This is a genomic window from Micromonospora sp. NPDC049645 (assembly GCF_040675155.1).
In the GTDB taxonomy this organism is placed as follows: Bacteria; Actinomycetota; Actinomycetes; order Mycobacteriales; family Micromonosporaceae; genus Micromonospora.
Map to the genome: position 1 here is coordinate 39036 of NZ_JBFAOI010000006.1, position 14164 is coordinate 53199.

Consider the following 14164-nt stretch of genomic DNA (forward strand, 5'->3'; position numbering starts at 1 on the left):
CTAAAGGTCGAGCAGTCCGGCTGGCGGGTCGACGATCACACGTCCGCCGGCCAGGTCGACCTCCGGGACGATCGCCCGGACGAACGGGATCAACGCGGTACGCCCCTCGGGGCGCCGCAGCACCAGCAGGTCGGACGAGGGCGCGTGGTCGATGCGGGCGACCTCGCCCAGGCGTTCGCCGGCCGGGGTCACCACTGCCAACCCGACCAGCTGGTGGTCGTGGAACTCCTCCGGGTCGTCCGGCGGGGCCACGTCGGCGCTGTCGACCACGAGCAGGGTCCCGCGCAGCGCCTCGGCGGTGTCGCGGTCCAGGATGCCGTCGAACGCGACGAGCATCCGGCCCTGGTGGAAGCGGGCATCCTCGATGGTCAGCTCCGCCGGCACCCGGAACGGCACGCCAGGCTCATCGGTGGATGGAGGAGGCGTCGCCCCCGGCTCGGTGCGCGGCACGGTGCTGCGCGCTGGCGGGGGCGTCGCCCCCGGCTCGGTGCGCAGCACCGTGCCGGGGGCGAACCGTGCCTCGGGTTCGTCGGTCCGCACTTCCACGGTGACCTCACCGCGGACACCGTGCGGCTTGCCGATCCTGCCGACGACGAGCTGCATCAGTACGAGTCGACGATGTCGACGCGAACCCCGCGCCCGCCGATGGAGCCGATCACCTGGCGCAGCGCCTTGGCGGTCCGACCGGACCGTCCGATCACCGTGCCGAGGTCCTCGGGGTGCACGCGGACCTCGAGCCGCTTGCCCCGACGGGAATCGACCATCCGCACCCGGACGTCATCCGGGTGGTCGACGATGCCCTTGACCAGGTGCTCCAACGCCGGACGCAGTGGCATGTCAGGCCTGCTCACCGGCGTCGGCAGCGGCCGGGGCCTCGGCCGGAGCCTCAGTCTTCGGCGCCTCGGCCGGAGCCTCAGCCTTCGGAGCCTCGGCAGCCTTGGCGGCCTTCTTGGCCGGCTTGGCCGGGGTCTCCGGGGCGAGCCCGGCGGCGGCCTTCGCCTCAGCCTCGTACGCCGCCTTGCGGTCGGCCCGCTCGGGGGCGACCTTCAGCGGCGGCGGGGCCGGCAGGCCCTTGTACTTCTGCCAGTCACCGGTCAGCTCCAGCAGCCGCTGCACCGCCTCGCTCGGCTGAGCGCCGACGGACAGCCAGTACTGGACGCGCTCCGACTTGACCTCGATGACCGAAGGGTCCTCCTTCGGCTGGTACACCCCGACGAACTCGATCGCCCGGCCGTCACGCTTGGTGCGCGAGTCGGCGATGACGATGCGGTACTGCGGGTTGCGGATCTTGCCCATCCGCAGGAGCCGGATCTTTACGGCCACAGTTGTTTCGCTCCTGTTGCGATCTCACCGGCCCGTACGGGCGGTGTGCATGGGTGAGCGCCGACGGCACAGTGGGGTTGGGCCGGAGACTACTCGGTGGACTGGCGACGTGCCCGGGTTAGAGGGCGCCGGACGCGCGCCGGATACCAGCGACCCATTCTGCCAGATCCGATGCCGATCTCCCGCATCGGACCCGGACACCGCGTCACCGGTGATCCGGAACACTGTTCAGCGCACCGGCGGGCGGTCCCATCCCGGCGGCAGTTCGTCCGGTACGCCCCACTCTGGCGGAGGGGCGAAGTCGCACCAGGTGCCGTCGAACGGGAACTCCCCGGCCTCGGCGAGGGCGATCACCCGCTCCCCCTCGACGCGCACCGCCTTCTCGTCGGCCACCCAGTAGTCGTCCGGGAAGGCGAGCCGCTCGACGAACTCGTCCTCGTCCTTCCAGTACCAGCTGCGGTCCGGTCGCACCACCACGTCCAGGTCCTGGTCGACCACGTCGACGCCGGCCACCGGGCCGTCGTCCCAGCGGACCCCGGGCTCCTCCAGGTTGACGTACCAGTGGGCGAACCGACCCCGCTCGTCCCGGAACCACCAGACCGAGTGCGCCGCCCCGGTGGGCAGGAACTTCAGCAGCGGCGGGCCGTTCCAACGGCCCTGCGCCAGCCGGTACGTCGGTGTGACCCAGTCGGCGAACGGCAGCGCCCGCATGGTCAGACCCGCCTCGTTGACCTCATGAGCCACCGGCGAGTCCCGGGCGATCCAGAGCAGAAGCCCTCGCTCGTCGTCGAGAACCACCCGCCCCGGCCGAACCCACCCGATCCGGCCCCGCCGCACGTTTCGGTGCACGATCAGCCGACCCGGCGCGAACCGGTCGACCGGGTTGCCCGGCCGCACCTCAGTAGGCGCGGGCGAGGATGGCGATCAGGTCGGGCTCGTCCTCGGAGTCCGGCACCGAGCCGTCCGCGCGCAGCAGGCAGCGCACCGTGACGCCCTGCCCGTTCGCCTCGGCCTCGCCGGCCACGCCGACCGCCGACCACGGCACCCGCGCCCAGCCCGTCGCGGCGGCCTCGATCGCCTCCGCCAGGGTGGCCACCTCCACCGTGCGCGACTCGCGGTTGGCCAGCGCCTGGTCGTGCAGCACCTGCTGGTCGGTCTCCAGGGCGCCCAGCACTGCGGCGACCACGTCGGCCACCGCCGTCGGGGTCTTCGACCCGTCGGTGCGGCGCACCACCACGGCGTTACCGGCAGCCAGGTCACGGGGGCCGACCTCGACACGTACCGGATAGCCACGCAGCTCGGCGTCGACGGCCCGGCGGCCGAACGGGGTGTCGGTCCGGTCGTCGAGCGCGACCCGGATACCGGCGTCGCGCAGCCCGTCGCGCAGCTTGGCCGCCGCCTCCGCGACGCCCTCGCCATCCTTGACGATCATGACGTACGCCTGGATGGGGGCGAGCCGCGGCGGCACGCGCAGGCCGTTGTCGTCGCCGTGGGCCATGATCAGGCCACCGAGCATCCGGGTCGACGTGCCCCAGGAGGTCGTCCAGGCGTGCTCCCGGCCGCCCTCCTTCGCGGAGTAGCTGATGTCGAACGCCTTGGCGAAGTTCTGACCCAGCTCGTGGCTGGTGCCCAGCTGCAACGCCTTGCCGTCGCCCATCATGCCTTCGCAGGTGTACGTGGCCGTCGCCCCGGCGAACCGCTCGCGCGCCGTCTTCAGGCCGACCACCACCGGAATGCCGATCACGTTGACCATCAGGTCCTCGTACGCCTCGTGCAGGATCCGCCGCGCGTACGCCCGGGCGTCCTCCCGGGTGGCGTGCGCGGTGTGCCCCTCCTGCCAGAGGAACTCGCTGGTCCGCAGGAAGATTCGCGGGCGAAGCTCCCACCGGACCACGTTCGCCCACTGGTTGAGCAGCAGCGGCAGGTCCCGGTACGAGTCGATCCACTTGGCCATGAACTCACCGATGACCGTCTCGCTGGTCGGACGCACCACCACCGGCTCGGCCAGGGGCTTGCCGCCACCGTGGGTGACGACCGCCAACTCCGGCGAGAAACCCTCGACGTGCTGCGCCTCCCGCTTGAGGTAGCTCTCGGGGATGAACAGCGGGAAGTACGCGTTCTCCGCACCCGCCGCCTTGATCCGAGCGTCCATCTCAGCCTGCATACGCTCCCAGATGGCGTAGCCGGCCGGTCGGATGACCATGGTGCCGCGCACCGGGCCGTTGTCGGCCAGCTTCGCCTTGGCGATCAGGTCCTGGTACCAGCGGGGGAAATCCTCCGCACGGGGAGTGAGCACGCGTGCCATGACCGCACATCCTATGCGCCGCGCGGGCGGACACCGCGCCCGGGAGTCGCCACGCCACGCCGGGCCGCTCCACGCCCGTGCCTTGCCGACGCGCTGAGCGGCGCTGGGCGGGTCGCGGGTACGCCCGTAGAATTCGACCACCATGGCTACATCGACGGACTCCTCTCGCCAGCGGCTGCGAAACACGATCGTGGACGCCGCCCGCGCACGGACCATCGCCGCAGGCTGGGACGCGGTCCGGATGGGCGGGGTGGCCGCCACGGCCGGGGTGAGCCGGCAGACCGTCTACAACGAGTTCGGCAGCAAGGCGGGCCTGGCCGAGGCGCTCGCCCGAGCCGAGGTGGACCGGTTCGTCGGCGACGTTCGCGACGCGCTGCTCGCACACGGCTCCGACGTGCGCGCCGGCGCGTACGCCGCCATCGCGCATACGCTCGCCACCGCGGCGGACAACCCGCTGGTAAAGGCGATCCTGACCAGCGCCCGGGGCGGATCTGACGAACTACTGCCGTACCTCACCACCCGCGCCGAGGTGGTGCTCACCGAGGCGTCCGGCGCGCTGATCGACTGGGCCGACGATCACCTACCGGGAGCGGACCAACCCGCGCTGGCCTTCGCCGCCGACACCATCGTCCGCCTGGTGGTCAGCCACATCGTGCTCCCCCGGCAACCGATCGAGCAGACCGCGACGGCCCTCGCCGACCTCGCCGTCCGCCTCTTCATGGCCGCCGCCCGCCCGCCCCGCTAAACCCGCACCCGCACCCCACGCCGAACCTCACGTCCCACCCCCGGCTCCCGACGGCACGCCCCGCGCCCCGCCGCACACCCCGCCCCCCAGGCCCCACAGCTCTCACACCACGCGCCACGGGCCACGCCCGACGCCCACGCGCCGCGCCCGAAGCGCCACGCCGCCACGCGCCACGCGCCACGCCCGACGCGCCACGCGCCACGCCCGACGCGCCACGCGCCACGCGCCACGCGCCACGCCGCCACGCCCCCAAGATCCGAGCAACTTCACGGATATTGCTGCCTGTGGCGGGCGGGAGGCAGCAACATCCCTGATGTTGCTGCTGGATCTCCGTCGTTGATCTCGTTGTACGCCAGGATCGCGCTCGATCCTGGATGTAGTGGCTTCCCAAGAAGTCCGAGGCCACTACATCCTGGTTCGAGCGCGATCTTGCGGGGCGGAGCGAGACGGGGCAAGCCCGGCGCGGCGCAGGGCTGCCCGCTGCGACACGGGCTGCCTCGCGCGGCGCCGGGAGCGCGGGGCGGGCTTGCGGGTCAGCGGATGACGAGGCCGCGGAGGATCGTGCGGGCCGAGGCGCGTACGACCTCAGCGGATGACGCGGCCGCGGAGGATCGTGCGGGCCGGGGCGCGTACGACGCGCAGGTCGGCACGGGGGTCCTCGGGGTAGACGGTCAGGTCGGCGAGGCCGCCTTCGACCAGGCCGGGGAAGCCGAGCCAGGCGCGGGCGCCCCAGGAGGCGGCGGCGAGTACGTCGATGGGTGCCATCCCGGCCCGCTCGTGCAGCAGCAGCATCTCCTCGGCGGCCAGCCCGTGGTCGATGCCGCCGCCGGCGTCGGTGCCCACGTAGATCGGCACGCCCGCCTCGTGCGCGGCGCGGACCACCTCGGGGAAGCCGTCGCGCAGGGCGAGCATGTGGTCGGCGTACCCCGGGAATTTGCCCCGCGCCTGCTCGGCGATGCCTCCGAAGGTGGCAATGTTGATCATTGTGGGGACCAGCGCGGTGCCCTGGCGGGCCATCTCGTCGATCAGGTCGAGGCTCAGCCCGGTGCCGTGCTCCACCGAGTCGACGCCGGCCCGCACCATGATCTCGACAGCTGACTCGGAGAAGGTGTGCACCGCGGCGCGTACCCCGGCGTCATGTGCGGCGCGCACGGCGGCGGTGAGGGTGTCCGCGTCCCAGGCCGGCGCCAGGTCACCCACGCCCCGGTCGATCCAGTCGCCGACCAGCTTGACCCAGCCGTTGCCGGCCCGCGCCTGCGCGGCCACCGTCGCGGTCACCTCGGTGGCGTCGACCTCCACGCCGATGTCGCGCAGGTAGCGCTTCGGCGGGGCGACATGCTGGCCCGCGCGGGCCAGGCGCGGCAGGTCCGGCTCGTCGTCGAGTTCCGGGTACGGGTACGGCGAGCCGGCGTCCCGGATGGCCAGCACGCCGGCCTCCCGGTCGATGTGGGCCAGCGAGCGGGCCTGGTCGAGCGAGGTGATCGGGGCGCCACCTCGGGCGATGCCGATGTGGCAGTGCGCGTCGACCAGCCCGGGCAGCACGAAGCCGCCGTCGACGACGGTCTGCGCACCGGGCACCGGCGTGAAGGTCACCCGGTCGCCGACCAGCCAGAGATCCCGAACCTCGTCGTCGGGGAGTACCACACCGCGCACATGAAGAGCCATGCGCACAGTCCTACCCGATCGAATCGTCGCCCGCCGTCATCGACGTCACCCGTCAGCGGGGACGGTTGTCGCCACCCTTGCCGAGCTTGTTGAAGTCGATCTTCGGGAGCTTGAAGCCGGGCGGCAGGCCCTGGCCGCCAGCGAGGTCGTTGGGGTCCATTCCCGGCGGGAGCTGCGGCATGCCACCCGGGAAGCCGCCCGGGATGCCGGCCCCAGCGCCGGTACGCGGGCGACCGCCGCCCTTGGTGCCCTTGCGCTTGTTCTTCGGCGACTTGGTCGCCTTGCGGCGGCCACCGCCGGGCAGGCCCATCATGCCGCCCATCTGCTTCATCATCTTCTGCGCGTCGGCGAAGCGGTTGAGCAGCTGGTTGACGTCCATCACGGTGACCCCGGAACCGTTGGCGATGCGCGCCCGGCGGGAACCGTTGATGATCTTCGGGTTGGTCCGCTCACCCGGGGTCATCGACCGGATGATCGCGGTGACCCGGTCGAAGTGACTGTCGTCCAGCTCGGAGAGCTGGTCCTTCATCTGCCCCATGCCCGGCATCATGGCCAGCACGTTGGCGATCGGGCCCATCCGCCGCACCGCGATGAGCTGGTCGAGGAAGTCGTCCAGGGTGAACTGCTCCCCGCCCATCAGCTTGGCGGTCATCTTCTCCTTCTGATCGGAGTCGAAGGCCTGCTCGGCCTGCTCGATCAGAGTGAGGACGTCGCCCATGCCGAGGATCCGGCTGGCCATCCGGTCGGGGTGGAAGACGTCGAAGTCCTCCAGCTTCTCACCGGTGGAGGCGAACAGGATCGGCTGCCCGGTGACCTCGCGGACCGACAGCGCGGCACCACCACGGGCATCGCCGTCGAGCTTGGAGAGCACCACACCGGTGATGCCCACGCCGTCGCGGAACGCCTCCGCGGTGCGGACCGCGTCCTGACCGACCATCGCGTCGATGACGAAGATGACCTCGTCCGGCTGCACGGCGTCGCGGATGTCGGCGGCCTGCTGCATCATCTCGGCGTCGATGCCGAGCCGGCCGGCGGTGTCGACGATGACGATGTCGCGGGCTGCCCGCTTCGCGTGCTCAATCGACGCGCGGGCCACCTGCACCGGGTCGCCGGTGCCGTTGCCGGGCTCCGGGGCGTACACCTCGACGCCGGCCCGGCCACCGAGCACCTGGAGCTGCCCGACGGCGTTGGGGCGCTGGAGGTCGGCGGCGACGAGCAGCGGCTGGTGACCCTGGCCCTTGAGCCAGCGGGCCAGCTTGCCGGCGAGGGTCGTCTTACCGGAACCCTGGAGACCGGCCAGCATGATCACCGTGGGCGGCTGCTTGGCGAACTGGAGCCGTCGCCCCTCGCCGCCGAGCACGTTGATCAGCTCTTCGTTGACGATCTTGATGATCTGCTGGGCCGGGTTCAGCGCCTGGGAGACCTCGGCGCTGCGGGCGCGCTCCTTGACGGCCGCGATGAAGCCCTTGACCACCGGCAGCGCGACGTCCGCCTCCAGCAGCGCGAGGCGGATCTCGCGCGCGGTGGCGTCGATGTCGGCGTCGGTGAGCCGTCCCTTGCCGCGGAGCTTGGTGAAGATCCCGGACAGGCGGTCACTCAAGGTGTCAAACACGCGAACATCCCGTTTGTCAGTGTTCCGGCGGGCACAACGCGGCCGGCACTGCGGAGTCCGGCCACCGCTAGGGTAGCCGCCCCCGCGCGGACCCGCTGTCGCCCGGCCCGGCCCTCACCCGGACACCAACCCCGACTGGTACGCGAAGACGACGAGCTGGGCCCGATCCCGGGCTCCCAACTTGCCCATCGCCCGGCTGACGTGGGTCCGCGCGGTCGCCGGGCTGACCACCAGCCGGACCGCGATCTCCTCGTTGTTCAACCCCTCACCGACCAGGCCGACGACCTGCCGCTCCCGATCGGTCAGCGTGTCCAGCCGGGGGTGCGGACGCAGCACCCGGGACGGCCGGGTGGCGAACTCCCGCACCACCCGACGGGTCACCGACGGCGACAGCAGGGCCTCCCCCTCGGCGACCAGCCGAATCGCCCGCAGCAGCTCGGCGGGGCGGGTGTCCTTGGTGAGGAAACCACTCGCACCGTGCCGCAACGCGTCGAACACGTACTCGTCCAGCTCGAAGGTGGTGAGCACCACCACCCGCGTACCGGTCAGGTCGGGGTCCGCGACAATACGGCGGGTCGCCTCGATGCCGTCGATACCGGGCATCCGGATGTCCATGAGTACCACGTCCGGCCGTTCCCGACGCGCCAGCTCGACCGCCCGCAGCCCGTCGGACGCCTCGCCGGCCAACGCCAGGTCATCCTCGCTCTCCACCAGCGCGCGCAGCCCGAGCCGGACCAGGTCCTGGTCGTCGGCGACCAACACCCGGATCACGCGGCCGGCTCCACCGGCAGCCCGGCGTACACCCGGAAGCCGCCGTCGGCGCGCGGCCCGGTGGCCAACCGCCCACCCAGCGCCGCGACCCGCTCCCGCATCCCGGCCAGACCGTGCCCACCCTCGTCGTCGGCCGAAGCTGTCCCGGCGCGCCCGGCGCCCATCCCCCGGTCGGTGACCTCGACGGTCACCTCGTCCGCGCGGTAGTCCACGGTCACCTCCGCGCTCGCCACCCCCGCGTGCCGCAGCACGTTGGTCAACGCCTCCTGCACCACCCGGTACGCGGCCAGGTCCACCGCGGCCGGCAACTCCCGGGGGTCACCGACCACGCGCACCTCGACCGCGAGGCCGGCTCCGGCGAGCCGGTCGCGCAGCGCGGGGAGCCGGGCCAGGCCGGGTACGGGTTCACGCTCCGCTCCCCGCCGCACCGCGCCCAGGGTGACCCGCAGCTCGTCAAGCGCCTCCCGGCTGGTCCGGCTGATCGCGGTCAGGGCCACCTCCGCCTGCTCCGGCCGCTTCGGTAGCAGGTGCAGGGCGATCTCCGCCTGCATGCTGATCGCGGCGAGCCCGTGCCCCACCACGTCATGCACCTCCTGCGCGATTCGCAGCCGTTCCTCGTCGGCCTGCCGTCGAGCCTGTTCGGCGCGGCTGCGGGCCTCTTCGGCACGGGTACGCGCGGTCGCCTCACGACTCACCCGCACCACCACCCCCACCGCGAACGGTACGACCGCCCAGGCCGATGCGGGCAGCACTTCCGACCAACCCGGCGCCGGTCCCCGGCCGAAGAAGACATGCGCCAACAACAGGACGAACGCGCCACCGGTGGCGAGCGCCGCCGGGCGCACCGGCGACCGCACCGCCACGGTGTACACCGCGATCAGGAACGTGATCAGGATCGGCCCGTAGGGATAGCCGAACACCAGGTACGTCGAGGTGGCCACGGTTACCACGGCGAGGGTGGCGATCGGAGCCCGCCGCCGAACCAGCAGTGCGAGCGCGGCGATGGCGATCAGTACCCGGCTGGCGGCGTCCACCGGCCTCGACCCCGGCTGGTTGTCACCGGCCAGGCCGGTGGCGAGCAGCCCGAACCCGAGCAGCAGCAGGGCGAGCGCGGCATCCGCCGCCAGCTCCGGCCACCGCCACCGACCATCTCGTCGCATGGCCGTCATTCTGCCCGCGCCGCCGCCCCTCGACGTGCGCCCACGAGCGGCACCGCGCCTACGCCCCCGGGCGTACCCGCCGCCGCACGGCCAGCGGCCCCACGCCCAGCGGCCAGCAGCGCTGGCCGGCCTCGGCGAGAGCGCCGCTGGCGGCGGACTGCTCGGTGAGCGTTATGACTCAGAGGTATAAATATGCCCTGGAGTCATAACGCTCTGGAGAGGGCCCGCCAGCATGCCTCGCTGCGCGGTTCGATTACTCGGGTGGCAGGGGCCGCGAGGTCGCAGCGGGCAGACAGCACCGTCGGACAGACAGCACCGTCGGACAGACAGCACCGTCGGACAGACAGCACCGTCGGACAGACAGCACCGTCGGACAAACAGCACCGTCGGACAAACAGCACCGTCGGACAGACAGCACCGTCGATCAGACGACGCCGTGGATCAGACGGCGGCGAGGACCGCGGCCTCCAGGCGGGTCCGGGTGGCGTCGTCGGGCCAGCCTCCGACCAGGTAGAAGGCGTCCACCACGTCGGCGCCGAGGGTGGAGATGCGGGCCGCGCGGACCAGGGCGCCGGCCTCGTCGAGCGCACAGGCGACCCGGTAGAGCAGCCCGGCGGCGTCGGCGGCGCGCAGTTCCAGCAGTACGGCGTCGGTGGCCGCCTCGCGATGCCAGACCACGCGGGGAGCCGCGCCGCCGCCACGGCTGGCGAGCGCCCGACCGCGCAACCGTTGGGTGACCGACACGTCGCCGGCGACCGCCCGGCGCAGGTCGGCGCGGAGGGGGACGGGGTCCGGCGGGAGGCCGTAGCGGGGTTGCACCCGGCACTCGACCAGGGCCCGGCCGTCGACGGCGGAGGCGTCTGCGGAGATCACTTCCAGGCGGTGCAGCGCCAGGCAGCCGGCCACGGTGGCGAGCAGACCACGCCGGTCGGCCGCGGCGACCGACACCCGGTCCCCGGTCAGGTGGACGACCGGCAGCGGCCCGGCCAGCAGCGCCGGGTCCGGGGCGGGCGGCTCGGGGAGCACGCCGGTGTCCAGCGCGGTGCGCACCCGGGTGACCAACTCGGCGACGAGTCGGCCCTTCCAGTCGGACCAGGCCGCCGGCCCGGTCGCCGCCGCGTCGGCGCGGACCAGCGCGTGCAGCACGTCGAGGGTGCCGGTGTCGCCGACCGCCTCGGCCACCGATGCGATGGTGACCGGGTCGGCCAGGTCCCGGCGGGTGGCCACGTCGGGCAGCAGCAGGTGCAGCCGGACGAGCTTGCCGATCAACTCCACCTCCGGGGCGGGCAGACCGATCCTGGTGGCCACCGCCTCGGCGACCGGCACACCGACGGTGCTGTGGTCGCCGGGCAGGCCCTTGCCGATGTCGTGCAGGAGGGCGCCCAGGAGCAGCAGGTCCGGGCGTTCCACCTCGCGGGCGTGCCGGCTTGCCTCGTGCGCGGTCTGCACGAGGTGCCGGTCGAGGGTGAAGCGGTGCACCGGGTTGTGCTGGGGCAGGCTGCGCAGCCGGGTCCACTCGGGCAGCCAGCCGTCCACCAGCCCGTACCGGTCGCAGGTCTCCCAGGCCGGCACCAGACCGGGACCGGCGCCGAGCAGCGTGGTCAGCGCGGCCCGGGCCTCGACCGGCCAGGGGGTGGGCAGCGGCGGGCAGTACGCCGCCAACCACTCGCAGGTGGCCCGAGCGATCGGAAGTCTGGTCGTGGCCGACGCGGCGGCCATCCGCAGCGAGAGGCTCGGGTCGGGGCGCGCGCCGATCGCCGTGCGGGCGAGCACCAGCTCGCCGTCGTGTTCGACCACGTCCCGGGCGACCGGGCGGCGAGCGGGCCGCCCGTTGCCGCCCCGGGAGCGGCCGGACCGCAGCCGGTCGGCGGCCCGGAAGGCGTCGTCCAGGGCGTGGCTGACGGTACGGGCGTCACCGGCGACCCGGCGCAGCAGCGCGTCGCCGTCCTCCACGACGGCTCCAGGCCGCCGCGCGGCGTCAGACGCGCCGGGCTGGAGTTGTCGCAGGCCGAGCAGGAGGGCCACGCCGTCGCGCTCCTGGGCGACGAGCCGGTCGACCCGTCGGCCGACCTGCTGGTGCAGGGCGTCGCGGGTGTCCAGCAGACGCAGGTGGGCGGCGCGTACGGCGGGGCGCAGCGCGTCGGTGATGCCGGCTGCGGAGATCGCCCGCAGCAGCCCCACGTCACGCAGACCGCCGGCAGCCTCCTTGAGGTCTCCCTCCAGCAGGAACGCCAGCTCACCGTGGGACTGCCAGCGTGCTTCGGTGACCTCGCGCAGACCGGGCAGGTGCCGGACGGCGGTGCGCCGCCAGTGGTCGGCGGCGGTGCGGATCAGCGCGTCGGCCAGCGACTGGTCCCCCACGACCAGCCGGGCGTCGAGCAGTCCGAGGGCGACCTTGACGTCGTCCTGGGCCACCGAGAGCGCCTCGGCGACGGTGCGCACCGAATGGTCGAGCCGCAGGCCCGCGTCCCAGATCGGGTACCAGACCGAGGCGGCCAACTCGTCCGTGCCGGGCACCCCGGCGTGCAGCAGAACCAGGTCGAGGTCGCTGTACGGGGCGCACTGCCGCCGACCCAGTCCCCCGACGGCCAGCAGCGCCACCCCGTCCCGTGCCGGCAGCAGCCCCCGCAGAAAGGCGTCGTACGCGGCCGCCCTCCCCCGCCGGGCCGCCTCCCCGATCCCCCCGGGAACGCCGACGACCTCGTTGATCAAGAGGTTCGCGTCGCCGTCACCGGAGTGCCCTGACGCGTTCTTCTTGATCAACGAGGTCATGTCAGTCGTGGTCGAGGTCAGAGTGCGTCGAGGCCGCGCTCGCCGGTACGGACCCGGACGACCTCTTCGACACCGGTGACCCAGACCTTGCCGTCACCGATCTTGCCCGTGCGGGCCGCTCCGACGATGGCGTCCACGACCTTGTCCACGTCGATCTCGTCGGTGAGCACCTCGACCCGGATCTTGGGCAGGAACTCGACCGTGTACTCGGCACCCCGGTAGACCTCGGTGTGCCCCTTCTGCCGCCCGTACCCCTGAACCTCGCTGACGGTGAGCCCGGCCACCCCGAGGGCGTGCAGGGCCTCCTTCACCGCATCCAGTTGGTACGGCTTGATGACTGCGGTCACCAGCTTCATGTCCAACCCCTCCATCCCAGGAACGTTAACCGGCGACCTTTTCGCTGACCGGCTCGGCGGGCTCCGCCTCCGGCTTGGCACCACTCGTCGCGCCGCCACCGGGGGTGCCGATGCCGGCCATCGCGAACGCGCTGCCCGTGCCGCCACCGGCCGGGGACAGGTCGTAGCTGCTCTCGGCGTGCTCGGCGATGTCGATGCCCTCGACCTCCGCCTCACCCTTGACCCGGAAGCCGATCGTCTTCTCGATCACGAAGGCGAGCACCCAGGCGATGCCGAACGACCAGGCGGTGACGATCAGGCCGGCGAGGGCCTGCCGCCCGAGCTGGGTCACGCCGCCGCCGTAGAAGAGGCCGTCGGAGGCGCCCACCACGTCGGTGATCGCGGCGTTGACCGAGTTGGTGGCGAAGAGGCCGAGCCAGAGCGAGCCGATCCAACCACCGACGAAGTGCACGCCGACCACGTCGAGCGAGTCGTCGTAGCCGAGCCGGTACTTGAGGCTGACGGCGAGCGCGCACACGGCACCGGCGACGATGCCGAGCAGGACCGACGCCCACGGCGCGATGAAGCCACAGGCCGGGGTGATGGCGACCAGGCCGGCGACGGCGCCGGACGAGGCGCCGACCATCGTCGGCTTACGGGTCTTGACCCACTCGACCGCGATCCAGCCGAGCACCGCGGCCGCCGTGGCGAGCTGGGTGTTGATGAAGGCGAGGCCGGCGACCGAGTCGACGGTCAGCTCCGAGCCGGCGTTGAAACCGAACCAGCCGAACCACAGCAGACCCGCACCGAGCGCGACCAGCGGGATGTTGTGCGGCTTCATGCCCTCGCGCGGCCAACCGAGCCGCTTACCGAGGACCAGGGCCACGGCCAGGGCCGCCGCACCGGCGTTGATGTGCACTGCGGTGCCGCCGGCGAAGTCCAGTGCGTGGATGTCGCCGCCGATGATGCCGCCGCCCCACACCCAGTGCGCGACCGGGAAGTAGACCAGGGTGGCCCAGCCGAAGGCGAACAGCAGCCAACCGGCGAACTTGGCCCGGTCGGCGATGGCACCGCTGATCAGCGCGACGGTGATCACCGCGAAGACCATCTGGAAGGCCATGAACACGTAGAGCGGGACCCCGATGCCGCTGGGGTTCTCCGCCGTGGCACCCCACAGGTCGGTCTCGGCGAGGAAGGTCTTGGTGCCGAGGTACGCGCCCGGGTCGCCCCAGAAGCCGTTCACGTCGGTCCCGAAGGCGACGCTGAAACCGTAGAACCACCACAGAATAGAGATGAGCCCGATGGCGGAGAAGCTCATCATCATCATGTTGAGTACGCCCTTGGCCCGGTTGAGGCCGCCGTAGAACAGCGCCAGTCCGGGGGTCATGAGCAGCACGAGCGCGGTCGAAACCAGCAGCCAAGTGGTATTGGCGCCGTCGATCGTCGGTGCTTCAGGCACGCTGGCCTCCTAAAGGT

Annotated in this window: 13 protein-coding genes; 1 reads left to right on the forward strand and 12 read right to left on the reverse strand. The window is 72.4% G+C overall.

Translation table 11 applies throughout. The features are described 5' to 3' along the window. From rimM to proS, 5 genes are all read right to left on the reverse strand, one after another. The gene (gene rimM, locus AB0J33_RS15695) at window positions 1-603 is read right to left on the reverse strand and encodes a ribosome maturation factor RimM (RefSeq protein WP_363614002.1); all 603 of its coding nucleotides are present in this window, start codon (window positions 601-603) and stop codon (window positions 1-3) included. After that, window positions 603-863 (reverse strand): RNA-binding protein, encoded by a 261-nt coding sequence (locus AB0J33_RS15700; RefSeq protein WP_172862164.1) that lies wholly within the window; start codon window positions 861-863, stop codon window positions 603-605. The genes rimM and AB0J33_RS15700 overlap by 1 nt, the downstream gene beginning before the upstream one ends. Further along, entirely contained in the window at window positions 838-1323 is a 486-nt protein-coding gene (gene rpsP, locus AB0J33_RS15705) for a 30S ribosomal protein S16 (RefSeq protein ID WP_363614004.1), read from the reverse strand. Before rpsP ends, AB0J33_RS15700 begins: the two co-directional genes overlap by 26 nt. A 228-nt stretch (window positions 1324-1551) precedes the next feature. After that, window positions 1552-2220, reverse strand: coding sequence for a DUF402 domain-containing protein (locus tag AB0J33_RS15710; protein WP_363614006.1), 669 nt, complete (start codon window positions 2218-2220; stop codon window positions 1552-1554). A 1-nt stretch (window position 2221) separates the two neighbouring features. Beyond that, window positions 2222-3628 (reverse strand): proline--tRNA ligase, encoded by a 1407-nt coding sequence (proS, locus tag AB0J33_RS15715; RefSeq protein ID WP_363614008.1) that lies wholly within the window; start codon window positions 3626-3628, stop codon window positions 2222-2224. Window positions 3629-3770: 142 nt separating this feature from the next. On the opposite strand from proS, the gene AB0J33_RS15720 reads away from it, so the two are divergent. Continuing rightward, window positions 3771-4373 (forward strand): TetR family transcriptional regulator, encoded by a 603-nt coding sequence (locus AB0J33_RS15720; protein WP_363614010.1) that lies wholly within the window; start codon window positions 3771-3773, stop codon window positions 4371-4373. A 585-nt stretch (window positions 4374-4958) separates the two neighbouring features. Here AB0J33_RS15720 and AB0J33_RS15725 read toward each other — a convergent pair. From AB0J33_RS15725 to AB0J33_RS15755, 7 genes are all read right to left on the reverse strand, one after another. Beyond that, window positions 4959-6038: an amidohydrolase family protein gene (locus AB0J33_RS15725; protein WP_363614012.1), complete on the reverse strand. Its 1080-nt coding sequence runs from the start codon at window positions 6036-6038 to the stop codon at window positions 4959-4961. Window positions 6039-6090: 52 nt separating this feature from the next. Then, a complete protein-coding gene (gene ffh, locus AB0J33_RS15730; RefSeq protein WP_363614014.1) occupies window positions 6091-7650 on the reverse strand; it encodes a signal recognition particle protein in 1560 nt (519 codons plus the stop codon). Between the two features lie 114 nt (window positions 7651-7764). After that, complete coding sequence (locus AB0J33_RS15735; RefSeq protein WP_363614016.1) at window positions 7765-8421, reverse strand: response regulator transcription factor; 657 nt, start codon at window positions 8419-8421, stop codon at window positions 7765-7767. Next, window positions 8418-9581 carry a sensor histidine kinase gene (locus tag AB0J33_RS15740; RefSeq protein WP_363614018.1) on the reverse strand — a complete coding sequence of 388 codons (1164 nt, stop codon included), beginning with the start codon at window positions 9579-9581 and terminating at the stop codon, window positions 8418-8420. The genes AB0J33_RS15735 and AB0J33_RS15740 overlap by 4 nt, the downstream gene beginning before the upstream one ends. A 441-nt stretch (window positions 9582-10022) precedes the next feature. Continuing rightward, window positions 10023-12353 (reverse strand): [protein-PII] uridylyltransferase, encoded by a 2331-nt coding sequence (locus AB0J33_RS15745; RefSeq protein WP_363614020.1) that lies wholly within the window; start codon window positions 12351-12353, stop codon window positions 10023-10025. A 17-nt stretch (window positions 12354-12370) separates the two neighbouring features. Next, on the reverse strand, window positions 12371-12709 hold the full coding sequence (locus AB0J33_RS15750; RefSeq protein WP_172862163.1) for a P-II family nitrogen regulator: 339 nt from the start codon (window positions 12707-12709) through the stop codon (window positions 12371-12373). Between the two features lie 25 nt (window positions 12710-12734). After that, on the reverse strand, window positions 12735-14147 hold the full coding sequence (locus AB0J33_RS15755) for an ammonium transporter (RefSeq protein ID WP_363614022.1): 1413 nt from the start codon (window positions 14145-14147) through the stop codon (window positions 12735-12737). Window positions 14148-14164: the final 17 nt, after the last annotated feature.

Coding starts and splice junctions, on each gene's coding strand:
- rimM (WP_363614002.1), bottom strand. CDS start 603: ATGCAGCTCGTCGTCGGCAGGATCGGCAAGCCGCACGGTGTCCGCGGT.
- proS (WP_363614008.1), bottom strand. CDS start 3,628: ATGGCACGCGTGCTCACTCCCCGTGCGGAGGATTTCCCCCGCTGGTAC.
- AB0J33_RS15720 (WP_363614010.1), top strand. CDS start 3,771: ATGGCTACATCGACGGACTCCTCTCGCCAGCGGCTGCGAAACACGATC.
- AB0J33_RS15725 (WP_363614012.1), bottom strand. CDS start 6,038: ATGGCTCTTCATGTGCGCGGTGTGGTACTCCCCGACGACGAGGTTCGG.
- AB0J33_RS15740 (WP_363614018.1), bottom strand. CDS start 9,581: ATGCGACGAGATGGTCGGTGGCGGTGGCCGGAGCTGGCGGCGGATGCC.
- AB0J33_RS15745 (WP_363614020.1), bottom strand. CDS start 12,353: ATGACCTCGTTGATCAAGAAGAACGCGTCAGGGCACTCCGGTGACGGC.
- AB0J33_RS15750 (WP_172862163.1), bottom strand. CDS start 12,709: ATGAAGCTGGTGACCGCAGTCATCAAGCCGTACCAACTGGATGCGGTG.